The following is a 19,743-nucleotide window of genomic DNA, read 5'->3' as shown; positions in this document are numbered from 1 at the left end:
TCCGTGGCGCACATAGGCGGAACTGACTTGCAGCAAGATCCACGCTCGCGACACAATGCAGAAAATGAGCAGACGAGTTGTCATTCGTTGCTCAGAGACGCTAAATGTTGCCATACGTAATTTAATTGCGTTCAATTGTTGCAATCGGGTAATCAGCGCAATATTTTTAAGATTTCTATGGCAGGATAAAGCTGGATAGACGCGTTAAATCTTCAAATCCATGAATTGTCCTGCCTGCGGTCACACGCTTTCTCCAGGAGCCAGGTTCTGCAACAAGTGCGGCACGCTGGTTTCCCAAGTCTCTGCAAACGCGGCCACCGCGGCCGAGGTGTCGTCCTTTTCCTATGCCGATACGGCTCCGGCGGCTCTGGAAGAGTTGACCTCGCAGGCGCTGGACGCCTGCCCTGAATGCGGCAAGGCCCTCAAGCCCGGCATCCGTTTTTGCACCGGCTGCGGCACCGCCATTCCCGTGCTGGGCCCCGCCTATGCGGGCGTGATGGGAGCGGCAGTGCTTCAGGGTGATGAACCGGTCGAGGTCGAGGTTGCGACGGCTTCGGTTGAGCCCGCTGCGGCGCAGCAGCCCATCACCGAAGAGGAGCTCGATCTGGCGCTGTCGTTCGACGACACGCGTCCGCCGGAGATCGAGCGTTCGGTGCTCGACTCGCTGCCTCTGCATCCGGTGCAGCGCGGCATGCCCGATTTCGAATTGCCCGTGCCGCGCGAGCAGGTGTCTTTACCCGACTCCGCTTCCACTTCCGCGCCCGCGGCGGCACCGGCCCCGCAGCCTATTGATCTGCGGCCATCGCCGGAACCCGTGACCTTTGACCATTTCGGTGAAGCGGAACGTCAGCCGGGCGCTGGCGGCGCGGGCGGGCTCAAGTGGCTGGCCATCGGCGTGCTGGCCTTGCTGGTGGTGGGTGGCGGTGGGTGGTTTGGCTACAAGCAATTTGCGGGAAGCGGCGAGTCATCGGTGCCGGCCGCAGGCGCGCAGCCCGCGCAGGATGACGTGGCGGAAGGGGAGAGTGTCGTGCCTGCGGCTGCCGCCGTTGAGTCATCGGCCACGGCCATGGATTCGGCTTCGCAGGGCGCTCAGGCAGGACAGGCCGCCACGACGGAACTGACTCCGCTGACGACGGCAACGCCGGCCGATGCGGCGGCTCCCGCCGTCCACGAGTCTGGTTCCACGACGCTGGCGCAGCCGGATGCCACAGGTGCGGCGGCGGAGTCGCGCAACCCCGATCAGCCGGAGCCCGTCACCGTGCCGCCGGTGCATGTGCTCAAGGATTCACCGGGTTCAGGCGCAGCGCCCAAGGCGGAGCGCAAGCGCAACAAGAGTCTCGACAGTCTTCTGGACTGAGGTCCGTATTTTCCAAGTTACAGAGAGAGAACACCTATGCAAATGACACGCTTCAAATTGGCTGGTATCGCTTTTTCAGTGGCCATTCTTGCCGGTTGCGCGAATGGCCCGGGTTCTTCGTCGCGTTGCGCGGACCCCGCCAGCACCGACCCGGCCTGCGCCAAGGCTGCGGGCGGTCAGGGCGGCAAGGCCGATCAGGCGGCGGAGCCGCAGTTCAACGAAGCCGAATCGATTGCGCGCTTCGAGACGCTGCAAAAGCAGCTCGACGAGGAAGTGCATGACGCCGAGGTCAGCATCGAGGCCGCCGTCGAAGCCACCAAGACCCTGCCCAAGGCGCAGCGTGCGCGCAACACCTCGGTGCTCACCAACCGCGTATCGATGACCGACAGCCAGTCGCCACGCGTGGCTGACGTGACCGCGCTGGATACCGTCACCATCGAGCTGCCGACTGCAGGCAAGAAGAAGCGCGGCTACATCAATTCGATGAACGCGGTGAAGGCGCTGGCCACCCGCATCGCCGACAGCCGTGGCGGCGCGACGATCCTGGTGGAGCAGGCGTCGGCCGATGTGCGTGGCCGCAAGGTCAACACCAGCGAGGGCGAATCCAAGACCAAGGACGGCAACCCGCTGACCGTGCAGAAGTCGGTGAACGCCGATCTGCCGCGTGGCATCGAGCGTTACACGATCAAGGCGGGCGACCTGCAGAAGCGTCCCTGATTCTGCGGTTGCACCGGGCGCGCATTGATTGCCATCAGTGCGCGCCGTTTTTCTTCAATGACTTTCACTTTCCACCAAAGCCATGAATGATTCCAGCTACAAATCCATCGACTTTGGCGCACTGACGCGAGCCGGAGAGGGGCTCACCCAGTGGCGTGCGCTCGGCGCAGGCTTTCTGACCGCATTGGTCTGCTGCGTGCTGCTGTGGTTGATGCAATGGTCGGTCACCCGCCTGGGCGGCATCGTGGGCATCGTGCTCATGGTCGTGCTCGCCCTTGCCTGTTTCGTCGTCTGGGTCGCGGGCTCCTCGGCCGTGGGCGTGCTGCTCATGGACAAGGCGCGCGACCTGCCCCAGCGCAGCATCGGCGAGGCGGCGGCCTTCGGCCTCGGGTCTGTGCCCAAGTTCCTGCTGCTGGGCGTCGCCGTCTTCGTGGTGACCATCGCCTTCATGCTGGTCGCGGCGCTGATCTATTTCATCTGCAAGATTCCGGTGATCGGCGCGGTGCTGGCCTTCGTGGCGCATCCCGTGCTGCTGCTGATCGCTTCGGCCTTCATCATCGCCTGCGTCTGGGTGGTGTTTCCTCTCTTTGCTCCTGCCGTGTGGAGCGGTCTGGGCTTCAAGCAGGCGCTGGCCAGCGTGTTCGCGATCGCGCGCCACCGCCTCGTGCAGGTGGTGCTCATGATGATGGTGCTCTACATCATCCTCGTTGTCATCGGCATGCTGATCGCCTCGGGCGTGGTTCCAGCCATGGGACTGCTCACGAGCCTCGCGACATCCATCATGGGTGGTGGCGGAGGCTATGGCGGTGGATACGGCATGGGTGGAATGGGCGGCCTGGGCGCGGCCATGGCCATGTTCAGCAGTGCGTCGATGACGGGTGCCATTCTGGGTGCCAGCGTGCTCAGCATTCTGCTCTTTGCGTTGATCACGCTCGTGGCGATGATGGGCATCAATCTGCTGTACCTGCAGGCCTCCGATGGTCTGGATACCGCAGGCACCTCGAGCGACATCGAAGGTGCATTCGGCGCCATGAAGGAGCGGGCTCGCGAAGCCGCCGACAAGGCCCGCGCGGCTGCGGAGCGTGCCAAGCAGGCTGCGGCGGATCGCGCGCAGGCCGCGAGCAACGCGCGTGAAGAGGCGGTGATGGAGCAGACCCGGCTCGAGGAAGAAGAAACCAACCAACCCTTGCCCGAGCAGGAAACGCTGCGCAGGGAAGCTGCCGAGCGCGAGGCTCGCGAGGCGCAGGCCCGTGCTGCACAGGCCCGGGCAGAGGCTCAGCGCGAAGCCGAGGCGCGCGCTGCGGCGCAGGCGGCGGCGTCACAGGCTCCCGCGGCGCCTTCCGCTTCAGGGGCTGCCACGGCCGGTGCGGCGGCTCTGGGTGGTCTGATGGCGAGTGCTGCGGCGGCCACGGGTGCTTCGCCCGAGGACGCTCCTCCAGCGACGACGAAGGGGTGCAAGGCCTGCGGTCACACCATCGGTGCGCAGGACATGTTCTGCGAGAACTGCGGCACCAGACAGTGATCAGCCGCTGAGCCGGCATCAGGCTGGCGATGGCATGTCGAATGCCGTCGTCAGCCTTTTTTCATGGGGCAGGGTGGCTTGTTGTCAACTCACTTGGCGGGCGTGAAGGGGCGCCCCGTGAGCTTGGTGCCGGCCTTGATGCCGCGCTTGTCAAACCAGCCCACGTTCATCTCGAGCACGTAGCGCACCGGCTTGGCCGAGCAGTGCGAATCTTCGGTCATCGGCTTCATGTCGGCCAGATTCACGATGGTGCCGTCATCCGCGACGAAGGCCGCCGTCAGCGGCAGAAGGGTGTTCTTCATCCAGAAGCATTGCGTGGCGGGTTGTTCGAAGATGAAAAGCATGCCCTCCTGCGCGGGCATGTCCTTGCGGAACATGAGGCCGATCTCGCGCTCGCGCGGCGTCATCGCGACCTGAGCGTCGATGAGGTACATGCCGGCGGTGATCGAGGTGCGGGGCAGGGTGGTCTGCGGCGCGCCCTGCGCCATGGAGTGCAGCGCCGGAGTGGCCAGGCTGAGCGTCAGGATGATGTGCGAGAGTAGTTTTTTCATCGGGTGCCGGTCACGAAAAGCGTTGAGGGATGAATGGCTGGATTCCTGATTCGTAGTTTAGTTGCGTGCGAAGCGGGTGGCGCGGCCGTTTCTCGCGTTCCGGAAGTGAAAAGCCCGCCCAAGCGGACTTGAGGCGGGCTGGTGGGAGCAGGTGGATGAAGCGCCGCGCAGGCGCGGGCATCATCAGTGTCGGGTCAGGCTGCTGCCTTGTGGTGCTTGCGGGCCTTCTTTGCCTTGACGTGCTTGTGCTTGGGCGTCGCCTTGGCGTGGTGGTTCTTGGCGGCCTTGGCGTGCGGCGCGGCGGCGGCCGCGGGCGCAGCTTCGGGCGCGGTATTGGGTGCCGCTTGCGCGAATGCACCAGAGGCGAACATGCCGGCTATCAGAATTGCGAGGAGTTTTTTCATATATGCAATTTCCAACGGTGTGTTGAGTCCGCCGCTGCACACACCATGTGTGCGGGCTGACCAGTCTTCAACGCGACTTATGCCGCGTGGTTGACAGGGTAAACGCATTTCTTTTGTCGCTAGAATCATTGCGAACAAACACTTGCTTTACCAAAAGGGATAGCAGGCAACACGAGACTGTCCATTGAATTCAACGGAGACCCGCATGAGCGCTTACCAACACATCAAGGTGCCCGCCGAGGGCAAGCAGATCACCGTCAATGCCGACATGACGCTGAACGTGCCCGACCAGCCGATCATTCCGTTCATCGAGGGCGACGGCACGGGCGCCGACATCACGCCGGTCATGATCAAGGTGGTGGACGCGGCCGTGGCCAAGGCCTACGGCGGCCAGCGCAAGATCCACTGGATGGAGATCTATGCGGGCGAAAAATCCACCAAGGTCTATGGCCCCGACGTCTGGCTCCCCGAGGAGACGCTGCAGGTCGTGCGCGACTTCGTCGTCTCGATCAAGGGGCCGCTCACCACGCCCGTGGGCGGCGGCATCCGCTCGCTGAACGTGGCGTTGCGCCAGGAACTGGATCTCTACGTCTGCCTGCGTCCGGTGCAGTACTTCAAGGGCGTGCCGTCGCCCGTGAAGGAACCCGAGAAGGTCAACATGGTCATCTTCCGCGAGAACTCGGAAGACATCTACGCCGGCATCGAGTTCCCGGCCGAATCCGACAAGGCCAGGAAGCTCATCAAGATCCTGCAGGATGAGTTCAGCGTCAAGAAGATCCGCTTCCCCGAGACCTCGGGCATCGGGGTCAAGCCGGTTTCGCGCGAAGGCACGCAGCGTCTGGTGCGCAAGGCCATCCAGTACGCCATCGACCATGACAAGCCCAACGTGACGCTGGTGCACAAGGGCAACATCATGAAGTACACGGAAGGCGCCTTCCGTGACTGGGGCTACGAACTTGCGGCCAGCGAATTCGGCGGCGAGCTGATCGACGGCGGCCCGTGGATGCGCGTGAAGAATCCGAACACCGGCAAGGACATCGTCATCAAGGACAGCATCGCCGATGCCTTCCTCCAGCAGATCCTGCTGCGCCCGGTCGAATACAGCGTGATCGCCACGCTGAACCTGAACGGTGACTACATCTCCGACGCGCTCGCCGCGCAGGTCGGCGGCATCGGCATCGCCCCCGGCGCCAACATGTCCGATTCGGTCGCCATGTTCGAAGCCACGCACGGCACAGCGCCCAAGTACGCGGGCAAGGACTACGTGAACCCTGGCTCCGAAATCCTCTCCGCTGAAATGATGCTGCGCCACATGGGCTGGGGCGAGGCGGCCGACCTCATCATCACCTCCATGGAAAAGGCCATCGATTCCAAGAAGGTGACCTATGATTTCGCCCGCCTGATGGATGGCGCGACGCAGGTCAGTTGCTCCGGCTTCGGTGAAGTGATGATCAGCAAGATGTGATGGCCTGAAACGGTCAAAACAAAAAAGAAAACCCGCAAGCCCAAAGGCGAGCGGGTTTTCTTTTTTCTTCCTCTCGTTTCCTCAGGCAGCGGGCCAACAAAGCGAGCAGGGCCAGCATTGCCGACTTCATACGACCAGCCATCGAAGCCAAAGGCTTTGTAAAAAAGCGAGCGACACAAACAAAAATCCACCCAAGACGCAAGTTCTTGGGTGGATTTGAAGTGGCTCCTCAACCTGGGCTCGAACCAGGGACCTACGGATTAACAGTCCGGCGCTCTACCAACTGAGCTATTGAGGAATATCGATACTGATTTTGAATGAGCCCTGTGCAATTGCAGGGCTCTGAATTTGGCTCCTCAACCTGGGCTCGAACCAGGGACCTACGGATTAACAGTCCGGCGCTCTACCAACTGAGCTATTGAGGAATACGTTTTTTATTTGGTGATGGCTCGTTCTTCACGAGCCGAGCCTTGTGCAATTGCAAGGCCCTCAAAGAAATTCTTTGGCTCCTCAACCTGGGCTCGAACCAGGGACCTACGGATTAACAGTCCGGCGCTCTACCAACTGAGCTATTGAGGAACAAGACTTAGATTATAGCCACAAAAAACTGTCACTTTTCGAAGCAGACCCCGTCGGGCGACAATTTTGTGGAATTTTCAGTGCTCGGGGGCCGCCGCGGAGGATGAAGCGGGTGGCTCGGGGCGGAGCCACAGCCAGACCAGCACACAGGCCATGCAGCCGTTGGCCGTCATTTTCACCCAGATCGGAGTGCCGCCGAGCAAAAAAAGCATGCATGCACACAACGACATCACGATGGTGGCGCTCCACTTGGTTTTGCGGCTCACGCGCCCGCCGTTGGCCCACTCCTGAAGCATCGGGCCGAACAGCCGGTGATTCCACAGCCAGCCATGCAGCCTCGGCGAACTGCGCGCCGCAGCCCAACCGGCCATCAGAATGAAGACGGTCGTCGGCAGACCCGGCACGATGATGCCGATGACGCCCATCACCAGACAGAAGACGGCGAACGCCATCAGCAGCCAGCGCACGACCACCGGCCGCTCGGCATGCTGCAGCGGTGGTGCGGGGAGGCTGTTGGTGGAGGCGGTCTGCGGCTCGCTTTTTTCTTCCGGCATGTCGGGATTGTGCGCGAGTCTGCAGCCACGCACCGCTTGAGCTATTCTGAGTCCACAACTTTTTTCAGCAGACATGAGCATCCAAACCATACTCAAGATGGGTGACCCCCGACTCCTGCGCGTCGCGCAGCAGGTCACTCACTTCGACATCCCCGAGTTGCACCAGCTCATCGCAGACCTTCGCGACACCATGCGCGCCGCCAACGGGGCGGGCATCGCGGCGCCGCAGATCGGCGTCGACCTGCAGGTGGTGATCTTTGGCTCGAACGAGATCAACCCGCGCTACCCCGATCGCCCGCTCGTGCCGCCGACGGTGCTGATCAACCCCGTCATCACGCCGCTGGCCGACGACGAGGAGGAGGACTGGGAGGGTTGCCTCTCCGTCCCCGGTCTGCGCGGCAAGGTGCCGCGTTTTCTGCGCATCCGCTATCAGGGCTTCGACCCCGAGGGCCGCGTGATAGACCGCGAGGCCGAAGGCTTTCACGCGCGCGTCGTCCAGCACGAGTGCGACCACCTCTGGGGCAAGCTGTATCCGATGCGTGTGCGGGACTTCACGCAGTTTGGCTATACGGATGTGTTGTTTCCTGGAATCGCGGCGGCAGAGGACGAGTAGAAGGGCATTGCCAGCAAGAGCAGACCCGAGTTGGATTGGGCGCAGCCTGACTCGCCGCCGTTCATTGTTTCGCGGGATCGTCCAGCTGTCGGACGGATATGCCCGCAGTGGCGCGGCAGGGCGCTTGAATGCGGCTCCTTGTCCGTGGCCGCGCGCGAGGCGCCTGGATGGCGCTCCACGTAGAGGAACGCTGCAATCCGGCATTGTTCTTCGTGACGAACGATCCGCAGCGCCAGTTATTTCCATGACCCTTTTCCGATGCATTGACTGATCATGCGAAAGAAGATGTCGACTTTCTATCTCCTGTGTGCGCTGGTGCTCGTGCCGGTCACGCTGATGCTTGCATTCTTTGCGATGCCCTACAAATGGGAGGCGCAGGAATTCATCGGCAAAAGTGTCAAGGACCTGCATCCCGATGCCGAGAAGATGGACTTTTTCCAGGCCAAGGAGATGTTCCTTTTTCAAAGCGGAAAGACGCTGATGCACTCGGGATTTCTTACGATCAAGGATGCCGATACTGCCCCCGTGGTGGTCAGAGCCTACATTACGAACAGGTTCATCGTCGGCGACACCACGCTATTGTCGAAGCGCAGGATTGTTGCTGAGGGAAGGGCGGAGACGATGATCGTCATTTGGCCCTTTCTCGAATTCACGATTCGGTAGAAAAACAGTCAGGGCGTTTCGGCCAGTGCCTTCAGCAATTCCGTCTCGATCTGAATCTGCCGCGCACCATGTTGGAGCTCGTTGCCCTGCACCAAAAAGGTGTCTTCCACGCGCTCGCCCAAGGTGCTGATCTTTGCGAGCTGCACGCTGAGCTGGTGTTGCGAGAGGATGCGGGCCACGGTGTAGAGCAGGCCGGCGCGGTCACTGGCCGAGATCGTGAGGATCCATCGCTGGGCTTTTTCATCGGGCTTGAGCGACACGTGCGGCGCGAACGGGAAGCTCTTGACGCGGCGTGACACGCGGCGTTTGGTGGGCTCGGGCAGGGGGCCGGTGGCGCTGATGGAGCGCAGCAGTTCGCTTTCGATCAGCGTGATCAGCTCGCGGTAGTGGCCCGCGAGCGTTTCGGACGGGACGACCTGGAAGGTGTCGAGCGCGTAGCCGTTGAGCGCGGTGTGCACGCGCGCGTCGAGGATCGAGAAGCCGGTGCGCTCGAAGTAGCCGCAGATGCGCGCGAACAGTTCGGGCTGGTCGGGCGAGTAGACCAGTACCTGCAGGCCTTCGCCCGCGAGCGACTGGCGCACGCGCACCACGGGGTTGCCGGTGCCGACATGGCGCGAGAGGTGTCGGGTGTGCCAGGCGATGTCGGCGGCCTCGTGGCGCATGAAGTAGCCGACGTCGAGCGTGTCCCAGAGTTTCTTGTGCGATTCAAATGGCTGCGAGCTGAGGGCGAGCTGCACCAGCGCGTCGCGCTTGCGGGCCTCGATGTCGGCGGCGGCATCGGGTTCGCGGCCGCCGAGCACGCGCAGGGTGGAGCGGTACAGGTCCTCGAGCAGCTTGCCTTTCCAGCCGTTCCAGACCTTGGGCGAGGTGCCGCGGATGTCGGCCACGGTGAGCAGATACAGCGCCGTCAGATAGCGCTCGGTTCCCACGCGCGCGGCAAAGGCCTTGATCACGTCGAGGTCCGCCAGGTCCTGCTTTTGGGCGACCTGGCTCATCGTCAGGTGTTCGCGCACGAGGAAGTCGAGCAGGGCGGCGTCGTCCTTGTCGATGCTGTGCTGCTTGCAGAAGCGGCGGATCTCGATGCCGCCGATCTGCGAATGGTCACCGCCCCGGCCCTTGCCGATGTCGTGGAACAGGGCCGCGAGATAGAGGATCCACGGCTTGTCCCAGCCGGCAGCGAGCTGCGAGCAGAACGGGTATTCGTGCGCATGCTCGGCCATGAAGAAACGGCGCATGTTGCGCAGCACCATGAGGATGTGCTGGTCCACCGTGTAGACGTGGAACAGGTCATGCTGCATCTGCCCGACGATGCGCCGGAACGGCCACAGATAGCGCCCGAGCACCGAGGTCTGGTTCATCAGCCGCATGGCGTGCGTGATGCCTGCGGGCTGCTTGAGGATCTGCATGAACGCGGCGCGGTTGACCGGGTCGCGGCGGAACTCGGCATCCATGATGGAGCGGGAGTCATAGAGCGCGCGCAGCGTCTTGGCCGACAGGTCCTTGAGGCCGACCGTGGTCTCGTAGAGCAGAAAGGTTTCGAGAATCGCGTGAGGATTCTGCTTGTAGAGATCGTCGCTGGCGACCTCGATGAGGCCTGCTTTTTCGAAGAAGCGCTCGTTGATCGGCCTGAGCTCGTGGGAGCTGGGGTAGAAGCGTTCCTGGATGTTGAGGTACAGGATCTGCGTGAGCTGCTGTACCGCCTTGGCCGCCCAGTAATAGCGGCGCATCAGCGTCTCGCTCGCGCGCATGGCGAGGCGCTTGCCCTCGGGCGTGGTCGAGCGGTAGCCGAAGGCCTCGGCCACGGCGGTCTGCAGGTCGAACACGAGGCGGTCCTCGCGGCGACCGGCAACGGCGTGGAGCTTGGCGCGGATCAGAAACAGCAGCGCCTCGTTGCGTTCGATCTGTTCGACCTCGAACGGCGTGGCAAGGCCGGTTTCGGCCATCTCGTCCCAGTCCCGTCCGAAGCCTGCGGCGCGCGCGGCCCAGGCGATGAACTGCAGATCGCGCAGCCCGCCGGGTGACTCCTTGCAGTTGGGTTCGAGCGCGTAAGGCGTGTTCTCGTACTTGTTGTGCCGCTGGCGCATCTCGAACGCCTTGGCGATGAGAAAGGCGCGCGGGTCCATCTGCTCGCCATAGCGCCGCTCGAAATCGGCGAACGCGGTGGCGTTGCCGCAGAGCAGGCGGGATTCGAGCAGCGAGGTCTGCACGGTCACGTCGGCGGCGGATTCGCGCAGGCAGTCGGCCACGGTGCGCACGCTGGAGCCGATTTCCAGACCCGCATCCCAGCAGCTGCCGATGAACGCCTCGATGGGCGCGCGGTGGCCTTCCGTCAGCTCGCTGCCCGCGGTGTCGGGAAACAGCACGAGCACGTCGACGTCCGAATGTGGAAACAGCTGGCCGCGCCCATAGCCGCCTACCGCGACGAGCGCCGCTTCGGACGGCAGCCCGGCGCGATCCCACAGATGCGTGAGCAGGTTGTCGGTCTGCAGCGCGAGCCTGTGCAGCAGCGTGCGGATGCCGCGGGTGTTGGCCGAGGGTTTGAGCAGGGTGGCGATGATCGCCGCCTTGCCGGATTTGTGGCGCTCGCGCAGCGCCACCAGATCATCGGACTGGAGGGGTTGGGCGGTCGTCGGGGTGCTGCGTGAGGGCATGAGTGAGGACATGTGAAATGACTAGCAAGAACCATGCACCGCGCGCAGGCAGGAGGGGGGGCCGCGATGCGGCCCCGGGCTCAGGTGCGCGTCGTGGTCACGAACGAGGGCAGTGTGGGCGATCCCTCCGACAGCGTCAGCACGTCGTAGCCGGTCTCGGTCACGAGCACCGTGTGTTCCCATTGAGCGGAGAGGCTGTGGTCCTTGGTGATGATGGTCCAGCCATCCTTGCCGAGTTCCTTGATGTCGCGCTTGCCGAGGTTGAGCATGGGCTCGATGGTGAAGACCATGCCGGGCTCGAGCAGTTCGCCCGTGCCGGGTCGGCCATAGTGAAGCACCTGGGGCTCTTCATGGAACTTCTTGCCGATGCCGTGGCCGCAGAATTCACGCACCACCGTCAGGTGGTTGCCTTCCGCGAAGGTCTGGATGGCATGCCCCACGTCGCCCAGACGCGCGCCGGGCTTGACCTGCTGGATGCCCAGCCACATGGCGTCGAACGTCAGGGCCGACAGGCGCTTGGCCGCGATCGAGCATTCGCCGATCAGGTACATGCGGCTGTTGTCGCCGAACCATCCGTCCTTGGTGATCACGGTGACGTCCACGTTGACGATGTCGCCTTTCTTGAGCGCCTTGTCGTTGGGGATGCCGTGGCAGACGACATGGTTCACCGAGGTGCACAGGTGACCGGGATAGGGCGGATAGCCGGGTGGCTGGTAGCCGATGGTGGCCGAGACCGTGCCTTGCTGGTCCATGCATTCCTTGCCGAGGCGGTCGATTTCCGCGGTGGTGATGCCGGGCTTGATATGGGGAGTGATGTAGTCGAGCACTTCCGAGGCCAGCCGGCAGGCGATGCGCATGCCCTCGATATCTTCTTGGGATTTGATAGTGATACTCATGTCCCTGATTATCCCACTGCACCGCAACCGTCGCTGGGAGTGGTGTTGTCAGCGTCTGGGTCAGAACGCCAGTTGGCTCGGCGTGAGGCCAGTCCATCGTTTGAAGGCCCGGCGGAAATTGTTGCTGTCGTGAAACCCCAGGCGCGAGGCGACTGTGGCATTGTCCAGGCCTTCCTTTTGCAGCAGGTCGAGCGCCACATGTGCGCGCACCTGGTCCAGCTCGGCCTGGTAGTGCGTGCCGTGGTGGGCGAGATGGCGTTTGAGCGTGGCGGGACTGATGGACAGCCATTGCGCGCAGTCGTCAAGGGTCGGGCTCAGGTGCAACCGGGTCTGCAGGTGGTCGTAGAGCAGGGTGAGCAGGCTTTTTGCGCCGTCGAGTGCCTGCTCCGCCGCAGCCGCTTGCGGCACGGTCAGCTCCACCGCCGCCGCGTTGCCTCGCGGCCAGGAGCGGTCAAGCCATGCGGCGCCGATATGCATGCTGTTGCGCTGCGCTCCAAAGGCGAGCGCATGGCCCAGGTGAACCTCGTGCGCCGCGATTTCGCGCGGTCGTGTGCGGTTGAAGCGAAACTGCCAAGGCAGGCGTTCGCCGGAGAGCCAACGCGTCATCGCGGCCACCGCGCTCATGTGCAGATCCACAAGAAAGGCGTGCTGGGCGGCAACGCCCCAGGCGTCATGCCAGTGCAGTGTCGCGCCTTGCGCATCGAATTCGACACGTGGCGTCATCAGCGGACTGAGCGACAACGGCCAGCGCGCAAGCTGCGTGAGCGCCTGCCTGAGATTGGCGGACAGCAGCAGCACATGGCTCACCGCACCATAGTGTCCCGGCAGCCATTGCGAGCCAAGCACAAACGGCAGTTCCGCATCGCCTGCCACGCGTGCGAGGTTGTGAAGCATGAGCAGCAATTGCGCTGGACTCACTTGGTGCTGGGGCAGGTGCAGCGTTGCGGCATTGAGGCCGGTGTCCGTCAGCACGCGGGCGACGGACAGTTCACGCTCCTGCGCGAAGGCGAGCGCCAGCGCGGGCTGCCGGCACGTGGGAATGCAGGGCGCGTCACGGGTGAGGTAGCGGGCGGTCATGGCAGGCGGGTGTGCACTGAACCCATGGATCACTCCCTCAGGCGGCTTGCGGCGTGGCGTGATGAGCGGGTTCCGCGAGCGCCTGATTGAGCTGGTCGAGCAGCGCATCCGCATCGGTATCGGCAAGCGCGCTGGCCACGCGGGCAGAAAGGTGAATGCGTTCGCCATCCCGGCTGTGCCATGCGAGCCGGCCTACCTGATCGGCGAGGTGCGCGGCGGTGCGCGATGCTGTCTGGGCGCTTGCGCCAGGCAGCAGAACGGCATAGCGGTCACCCGCATAACGGCACAGCAGATCGCCGTGGCGCAGGTTCAGGAGAAGCAGGTGGCTGATGGCCTGCAGCGCGCGCTCGGACTCGCGATGACCGTGATCGCGGGCAATGTGCTGGAAGCGATCCAGATCGAGCAGCACCAGCGCGCACGGTGATTGTGGCGCGCGCGATTGTTCGAGCTGAATCTGGCGGCGCAGATAGTCGGCATTCGCGAGCTGCGTGATGCGGTCGAATGCCCGGTGATCGCGAAAGATGCGCTCGCGCTTGGCCAGTACCTCGTTGAGGCTGAACTGCTCCTGCCGCCACAGGCCAAGGCCGCAGGTCAGCGTCACCATCCCCAGTGGCGTCAACACGGATTCGAGCAGATGCGGCCAGTGCATCGCCTTGTCGATGGAAAAGAATTCGTCCATCCAGTCGCTCCAGGTGCCCAGGGTGATCGCGCCAAGTCCTGCAGCCAGCAGCCAGGTCACCGTGCCTGCAGGGCGGTTTGCCAGCAGCACGACGGCCCACAGGCCCGCCATCAGGGCAATGCTGCCCTCGCCGACGATGTCCAGCCAGTTCCATATCTCGTATGGCTTGGCGATGCCGACCGTCGCGTAGAACACGGTCAGCAGGGTCAGCAGGGCGGCAAAGGTGATCAGGGGTGTGCGGTAGGTGGTCAGCATGGTGGGGCGCAAGAGGCGGGTGCGAAGCAGTGGCGTCACTGTGTTGCGGCTATGTGACAAGGGTGTGGCGGTGCGACGTTCGCGGCGCAGGGCAAGGAGTGCAGATGGCTCACGACGGACTTCGGTCCGGAGCGGGCATGCGCATGCAAGTGCTTGATCGGAAAGGGGGATTGCCCGTTGTGCGGGTGGTCACTTGGGCTGGAGGGCGCGTGGCAGGGGCAGTCAATTCAGCTCACGCAAAAAGTGCTGGGCAGTCAATGCGGCTCACATGGTCGGGTGTCTGGCCGCTGCGGGAGCCTGTGCGGCCGGTGTGTCACCGGACTGCCATGTGCCGCGGAGACATTCGAGCCCACCGAGACGGGCCGGCGCCTGTCCGAATCGTCACTCACCCCATCCGCATTCACCAAAGGATTCCCACGATGCCCCGCACCCCTTTGCGCCTGACGGCCTTGGCCTGTTGCCTGGCCAGCGCGTTCGCACATGCGCAGGAAGCACCAACGCTCGAGACCGTACAGGTCACCGGCCAGAGCGCCAGCCTCGACAACGCGCTCGACGTGCAGCAGGCGGCCGACCACATCGTCAGCGCCGTCATGGCTGACGATATCGGCAAGCTGCCGGACGACAACGCCGCCGAAGCATTGCAGCGCGTGCCCGGTGTTTCCATCGAGCGCGATCAGGGTGAGGGGCGCTATGTGCGTATCCGTGGCCTCGGCCCCGACTACAACACCGTCACCATCAATGGCGCGCAAACTCCGTCGCCCGACAGCGACCGCCGTGCCGTGGCGCTGGACGTGGTACCCGCGTCGCTGGTGCGCTCCATCGAATTGCAAAAGACACTCACTCCCGACAAGGACGCCAACTCGCTTGGAGGCACCGTGGAGATCAAGACCTTGACCGGCTTCGATCATCCGGGCAAGTTCATGTCACTCGACATGGAGGCCGGCCATGACTCCAACGCGGGCAAGACCAGTCCCAAAATCTCGGGTGCGTACAGCAATCGCCTGGGGCCTGATGGCAAGCTCGGCATCGCGCTGGGTCTGAGCTACGAGGGCCGTCGTTTCGGCTCGGACAATGTGGAAACCGGCGGCGCCTGGGACTTTGGAAAAAGCGGCGGCAGCGACGGCGCAGCCCGTCTGGGCGAGAGCGAAATGCGCCGCTACGACATCAAGCGCGAGCGCATCGGTGGTGTCTTCAATCTGGACTACCGTCCCGACACCGAGACCCAGTATTTTCTGCACACGCTCGCCAGCCGCTTCTCGGATACCGAGACCCGCCAGGCATTTGGTGCCGAGTTTGCCGACGCACAGCTTGCGGGCGAACGCGGAGATGCGGAGACCTGGCGCGCGCTCAAGTCGCGCAAGGAAACGCAGTCGATCTTCTCGGCCGTGCTCGGTACGGAGCAACGGCTGGGCGACTGGAAGCTGGGCGCGGCACTGGCGGGCAGCCGCGCGGGCGAGAAGTCCCCTCTGGGCATTGCCAGCGCCAAGTTCACCGGCAACGATGCGTTCTCCGGCGTGGGCTTTGACGACTCGCGCCGCCCGGTGCTCAGCGGCCCGAGCGCGATGTATGACCCGGGCGCTTATTCGCTGGACAAGGTGGAGCGCGAGCGCAGCGACACGCGCGACACGATCAACAGCATCAAGCTCGATCTGTCGCGCGATTTCAAGTTCGACAAGAACACGCTTGAGCTCAAGTTCGGCGGCAAGATGGCCAGCCGCAAGAAGACCAACGACCTCGAAGCCTGGACCTACAAGAAGCTCGACAAGGCGGGCGTTTCGGACGATCAGCTCTCGCTCGCGGCGCTGAGTGGCGGCAATGTGTCGCATGGGCTGGGCTCCTTCGGTCCCGGCGTATCCACGGGGCGCCTGAACGGTCTGCTCGATGGTCTGAACGCCGACGACTACTACGACGAAGAGGCCTCACGCGTCGCCGATTTCCACATGCGCGAGAAGATCAATGCGGCCTATGTGCAGGGCACCTGGGCCAGCGGCCCGCTGCGTCTGCTGGGCGGTCTGCGCTATGAAGGCACGCGCTTCTCGGCCCATGGATCGCGACTGGACAATGGCGAATTCTCTGCCACTTCAGCAGAAAACAAATACCACCACTGGCTGCCCGCGCTGCACCTGCGCTACGACCTGTCGGATGCGACCACGCTGCGCGCGGCCTACACGCAATCGGTGGTGCGGCCCACGTTCGGACAGCTCGCCCCGAACTATGTGATCGATGGCGACGAGGCCGAGTTCGGCAACCCCGACCTCAAACCGCTGACCTCGCGCAACTTCGATCTGGGCGTCGAGCACCGCTTCGGTTATGCCAGCGTGGTCTCGGCCTACGTGTTCCGCAAGAACATCAAGAACTTCGTCTACCAGACCAATCTCGCGGGCTCGGGAAGCTGGGCCGATTTCGATCAGGCCACCACCTATGCGAACGGCGACAAGGCCCATGTTCAGGGTCTGGAGCTGGCTTACTCGCAGAGCTTTCGCGACACGCTGCCCGCGCCGTGGAATGGCCTGCTGGTCGGTGCCAACGCGACCTTCAGCCGTTCCAAGGCCCGCATCGGCGGCTATGAAGATGGCGTGGCCGTGTCGCGCACGATTTCGCTGCCAAGCCAGTCGGACACCACGCTCAACCTGATGCTGGGGTACGAAAGCGGCCCGTGGTCGGCGCGCGTGGCCGTGAGCCACAAGAGTCCCTATCTGCTCGAAACGGGAAGCCTCAGCGACGCGCGCCACGACATCCACGTGGATAGCCAGACGCAGGTTGATTTCTCGTTCGGCTATCGCCTGAACAAGAACACGCGCGTGATCTTCCAGGCCGTCAATCTGACCAACTCCAAGTACTACGCCTACACCGGAGGCCGGGCCTACAACGCGCAGTACGAAAAGTACGGCCCCATCTACAAGCTGGGCCTGTCATTCGCGCTGTGATGTCTATTCCTGTTTTTTTACCTGAACAACAACAAGTGGATTCGAGAACGATGCTGATTGCCTTCAACAAGCAACCTGCCAGAGCCATGCGCATGGGTTTGCGCCGCCTCGGGCTGGTGGGGGTTGTCTTCGGTGCTGCTGCACTTATGGGCGCAAAGCCAGCGACAGCTGGAGCACAGAGCAGGGCGGTGCAGTCCATGCCCGCAACCTTCAACGCCAGTACCGCGTTGGTGGCTTTGCCGAATCACTGGCTGAGTCTGGAAAAGCGTGCGCTGGTGCTGCGCGATGAGGCGGGGCGCGAGCGCGCGCGATTGGCTGTGCGTGGCGCGGCGCTCGATGCGCGCATCGACAGATCGCCCGGCGGCGGCAAGGCACGGGCCTGGGTGCTGGACGCCAATTTGCAGAGCCCGATTCCGGTAGACATTGATCTGCTCGCGGGCACGTTGACCGCGCAGCCTGCGCTGCGCGGCGCTCAGTTCGGCGTGGAGGCCATGTGCGCCTATCGCGATGCCCTGCAACTCGATCATCTGTTCATGATCGGCAAGGATGGTCATGCCGAGCAGTGGCTGCTGGCCGATGGCAAGGCCCAGTTGTACCGCTCACTGGCGCTGCCTCCGGATGTGAAGTCGTGCCAGGTGGACGATCTCTCGGGCATGCTGCTGGTGGCGGAGCCGCATTTCGGTGCATGGGCGTATTCCATTGCCGGCGAAGGCATCCCATCGCGTGAGCCGGTGCTGTTGCGCAAGCCTTATGGGCCACTGGGGCTCGGAGCGGGTGCCGTCGCAGCGCTGCCGGGCGGCGCTGCGGTCCTGTCGGCCGATGGCCGCAGCGTGCATCTGGCGCGCGCACCATCGGGAGGCAGCACCAACGACTGGAAGGTCGTCGGGACCCGCCGTCTGGCTGCTGCCGCGCATCCCGAGGTGCTTGCCAGCCGCGTCGATGGCGAACAATTGACGCTGGTCTGGCATGGCAAGGACAAGGCTGGCAGCCCGTGGCAAGCCGCACAGCAGCACTGGCGCGCTTCTGCCTCTGTCCGGCCTGGATCATTGCCCAGCGTGCAGCCCAGCGCGCAAACGGCACCGGTTGCGACGGCGGGTGACGCGGCGGACGACCCGGCGATCTGGTTGCACCCAGGCGATCCCGCGCGTTCGCTGGTGCTTGGCACCAACAAGAAACAAGGCCTGTTGGTCTATGACTTGCAGGGCAAGGAGCGCCAGTTCCTCGCGTCGGGCCGGCTCAACAATGTCGACCTGCGCCAGCGCGTGCGTTTCGGTTCGGAGACTTTTGATCTGGCGGTTGCCACACAGCGAGACGACCTGAGCCTGGTGCTTTATCAAATCGACGGCGACGGCAAGGTGCAAGAGGCTGCGCGCCTGCCCACCGATCTCAAGGACATCTACGGCGTATGCCTTTACCAGCCGCCCGCGGGAGGTCTGGAAGCCTTCGTGAACGACAAGGACGGACGTCTCCAGCACTACCGCATCACACGCGACGATGTGAAATGGAAGGGCGGGCTGCTGCGCACGCTGCGCCTTGGCAGTCAGCCCGAAGGCTGCGTGGTGGATGACTCCACTGGCCAGCTCTTCGTGGGCGAAGAGGATGTGGGCGTGTGGACGACGCGCGCAGATGCAGCGCAAGCAACGCCGCTTGAACCGGTGCTGAAGGTGGGCGACCAACTGCATGCCGATGTGGAAGGCATGGCCATTTACCATGGCAGTCGCGGCAGCTATCTGATCGTCTCCAGCCAGGGCAACGACAGCTTTGTGGTGATGGATGCCGAGGCGCCGTTCCGGCTTCGCGGCGCATTCCGCGTCGGAATCAACGCGCCACTTGGCATCGACGGGGTGTCGGAAACCGACGGGCTCGACGTGACCTCGGCCAATCTGGGCGGTCCCTACGGCGCGGGCATGCTGGTGGTGCAGGACGGCCACAAGCGTCTGCCCGACGGCTCGCAGAATTTCAAGCTCGTGCCATGGAGCGACGTGGCGCGCGCGCTGAATCTGCCATGAGCCTGATGTGCATGACGGCGACGCACACGCCACGATCAGTCGACCGGAGCGCATGGTGTGCGCCGCTGGCGGCAGTGACGGTGCATGTGGCGCTGTTCGGCTGGCTGGCGTCGCAGCCCGTCAGCCAAAGCGAGCCCGAAGAGCCGCCGCAAGCGCTCAAGGTGCAATGGCTTGCGGCTGCCGTGCCGGCGCCTGTTCAGCCGCCACCGTCACCGTCGCCGCCTGTACCCGCACCCGCTTCGCCCATTCCTCCGCCTGCACACAAGGCACGTGTTGAGACTCGAGCTGCACCGCGCCCGTCGACGGTGTCGGCACCGAGTCCACCAGCCGCACTGAATCCCGCAACCACGCCGGCAACCACGTCCGCAACCACGTCTGAACAAGTGCAGGAGGTCATGCCGCAGAGCGTGCCAGCGGAACCCGTGGTCGCTGTCTCTGAACCTGTGGCTTCACCTGCGCCCGCCGCGCCCGCCCCGGTTGCCCCGGTTGCCCCGGTTGCCCCGGTTGTCGAGGTCACCGCCGCACGTTTTGACGCGGCTTATCTCAACAATCCGGAGCCCGCCTATCCGCCCGCGGCGCGCGTACGCGGCGAATCGGGCACGGTGCGTCTGCGTGTCCGGGTCGGTGTCGATGGGCGTCCCGAGTCGGTGGAGGTGGCTGCGAGCAGCGGGCATCAGCGTCTTGATCACGCAGCGCAAACCACGGTGCGCGAGCGCTGGCGCTTCGAACCTGCGCGCCGAGGCGGCGTGGCCGTGGCGGGCACCGTCATCGTGCCGATCTCCTTCCAATTGCAATAAACATACGTAGGGCTGTCGGCCTGTTTT

16 protein-coding genes and 3 tRNA genes are annotated in these 19,743 nt (G+C 63.8%); 9 read left to right on the top strand and 10 right to left on the bottom strand.

What is annotated here, in order from left to right:
* Positions 1 to 220: 220 nt before the first annotated feature.
* The 3 genes from ISG32_RS09690 (at position 221) to ISG32_RS09680 (ending at position 3,596) form a co-directional block, all read left to right on the top strand.
* On the top strand, positions 221 to 1,357 hold the full coding sequence (locus ISG32_RS09690; RefSeq protein ID WP_194770798.1) for a zinc ribbon domain-containing protein: 1,137 nt from the start codon (positions 221 to 223) through the stop codon (positions 1,355 to 1,357).
* A 42-nt stretch (positions 1,358 to 1,399) separates the two neighbouring features.
* The gene (locus tag ISG32_RS09685) at positions 1,400 to 2,074 is read left to right on the top strand and encodes a hypothetical protein (RefSeq protein WP_194770797.1); all 675 of its coding nucleotides are present in this window, start codon (positions 1,400 to 1,402) and stop codon (positions 2,072 to 2,074) included.
* A gap of 82 nt (positions 2,075 to 2,156) precedes the next feature.
* Positions 2,157 to 3,596 (top strand): zinc ribbon domain-containing protein, encoded by a 1,440-nt coding sequence (locus ISG32_RS09680; RefSeq protein ID WP_194770796.1) that lies wholly within the window; start codon positions 2,157 to 2,159, stop codon positions 3,594 to 3,596.
* Between the two features lie 89 nt (positions 3,597 to 3,685).
* Here ISG32_RS09680 and ISG32_RS09675 read toward each other — a convergent pair whose 3' ends face one another.
* Together ISG32_RS09675 and ISG32_RS09670 are read right to left on the bottom strand one after the other, a co-directional pair.
* A complete protein-coding gene (locus ISG32_RS09675; protein ID WP_407645046.1) occupies positions 3,686 to 4,084 on the bottom strand; it encodes a DUF192 domain-containing protein in 399 nt (132 codons plus the stop codon).
* 257 nt (positions 4,085 to 4,341) lie between these two features.
* Positions 4,342 to 4,551, bottom strand: coding sequence for a hypothetical protein (locus ISG32_RS09670; protein ID WP_194770794.1), 210 nt, complete (start codon positions 4,549 to 4,551; stop codon positions 4,342 to 4,344).
* 205 nt (positions 4,552 to 4,756) lie between these two features.
* On the opposite strand from ISG32_RS09670, the gene icd reads away from it, so the two are divergent.
* Positions 4,757 to 6,016: an NADP-dependent isocitrate dehydrogenase gene (gene icd, locus ISG32_RS09665; protein WP_194770793.1), complete on the top strand. Its 1,260-nt coding sequence runs from the start codon at positions 4,757 to 4,759 to the stop codon at positions 6,014 to 6,016.
* A gap of 222 nt (positions 6,017 to 6,238) precedes the next feature.
* Here icd and ISG32_RS09660 read toward each other — a convergent pair.
* From ISG32_RS09660 to ISG32_RS09645, 4 genes are all read right to left on the bottom strand, one after another.
* Positions 6,239 to 6,314: transfer RNA gene (locus ISG32_RS09660), tRNA-Asn, on the bottom strand.
* A 51-nt stretch (positions 6,315 to 6,365) separates the two neighbouring features.
* A tRNA-Asn gene (locus ISG32_RS09655) sits at positions 6,366 to 6,441 on the bottom strand.
* Positions 6,442 to 6,519: 78 nt separating this feature from the next.
* Positions 6,520 to 6,595 (bottom strand) — tRNA-Asn (locus tag ISG32_RS09650).
* Positions 6,596 to 6,672: 77 nt separating this feature from the next.
* On the bottom strand, positions 6,673 to 7,149 hold the full coding sequence (locus tag ISG32_RS09645) for a YbaN family protein (protein WP_194770792.1): 477 nt from the start codon (positions 7,147 to 7,149) through the stop codon (positions 6,673 to 6,675).
* Positions 7,150 to 7,222: 73 nt separating this feature from the next.
* On the opposite strand from ISG32_RS09645, the gene def reads away from it, so the two are divergent.
* Positions 7,223 to 7,762: a peptide deformylase gene (def, locus tag ISG32_RS09640; protein WP_194770791.1), complete on the top strand. Its 540-nt coding sequence runs from the start codon at positions 7,223 to 7,225 to the stop codon at positions 7,760 to 7,762.
* 273 nt (positions 7,763 to 8,035) lie between these two features.
* Positions 8,036 to 8,425 (top strand): hypothetical protein, encoded by a 390-nt coding sequence (locus tag ISG32_RS09635; RefSeq protein WP_194770790.1) that lies wholly within the window; start codon positions 8,036 to 8,038, stop codon positions 8,423 to 8,425.
* A gap of 8 nt (positions 8,426 to 8,433) precedes the next feature.
* On the opposite strand, the gene ISG32_RS09630 is transcribed toward ISG32_RS09635, so the two are convergent.
* The 4 genes from ISG32_RS09630 to ISG32_RS09615 all read right to left on the bottom strand — a co-directional run bounded on the left by ISG32_RS09630 (position 8,434) and on the right by ISG32_RS09615 (position 13,983).
* Positions 8,434 to 11,088, bottom strand: a complete 2,655-nt coding sequence (locus ISG32_RS09630; protein WP_407645041.1) for a [protein-PII] uridylyltransferase — start codon at positions 11,086 to 11,088, stop codon at positions 8,434 to 8,436.
* A 68-nt stretch (positions 11,089 to 11,156) separates the two neighbouring features.
* Entirely contained in the window at positions 11,157 to 11,972 is an 816-nt protein-coding gene (gene map, locus ISG32_RS09625) for a type I methionyl aminopeptidase (protein ID WP_194770789.1), read from the bottom strand.
* Positions 11,973 to 12,032: 60 nt separating this feature from the next.
* Entirely contained in the window at positions 12,033 to 13,049 is a 1,017-nt protein-coding gene (locus tag ISG32_RS09620) for an AraC family transcriptional regulator (protein ID WP_228529696.1), read from the bottom strand.
* Between the two features lie 37 nt (positions 13,050 to 13,086).
* The gene (locus ISG32_RS09615; protein ID WP_194770788.1) at positions 13,087 to 13,983 is read right to left on the bottom strand and encodes a GGDEF domain-containing protein; all 897 of its coding nucleotides are present in this window, start codon (positions 13,981 to 13,983) and stop codon (positions 13,087 to 13,089) included.
* A gap of 419 nt (positions 13,984 to 14,402) precedes the next feature.
* On the opposite strand from ISG32_RS09615, the gene ISG32_RS09610 reads away from it, so the two are divergent.
* From ISG32_RS09610 to ISG32_RS27530, 3 genes are all read left to right on the top strand, one after another.
* Positions 14,403 to 16,910: a TonB-dependent receptor gene (locus tag ISG32_RS09610; RefSeq protein ID WP_194770787.1), complete on the top strand. Its 2,508-nt coding sequence runs from the start codon at positions 14,403 to 14,405 to the stop codon at positions 16,908 to 16,910.
* A 197-nt stretch (positions 16,911 to 17,107) separates the two neighbouring features.
* A complete protein-coding gene (locus ISG32_RS09605; RefSeq protein ID WP_228529695.1) occupies positions 17,108 to 18,919 on the top strand; it encodes a phytase in 1,812 nt (603 codons plus the stop codon).
* On the top strand, positions 18,916 to 19,716 hold the full coding sequence (locus ISG32_RS27530; RefSeq protein ID WP_228529694.1) for an energy transducer TonB: 801 nt from the start codon (positions 18,916 to 18,918) through the stop codon (positions 19,714 to 19,716). Before ISG32_RS09605 ends, ISG32_RS27530 begins: the two co-directional genes overlap by 4 nt.
* Positions 19,717 to 19,743: the final 27 nt, after the last annotated feature.

The organism is Diaphorobacter caeni, from assembly GCF_015354245.1.
Classification (GTDB): domain Bacteria; phylum Pseudomonadota; class Gammaproteobacteria; order Burkholderiales; family Burkholderiaceae_C; genus Diaphorobacter_A; species Diaphorobacter_A caeni.
This window is presented reverse-complemented; position numbering and strand designations above follow the sequence as displayed.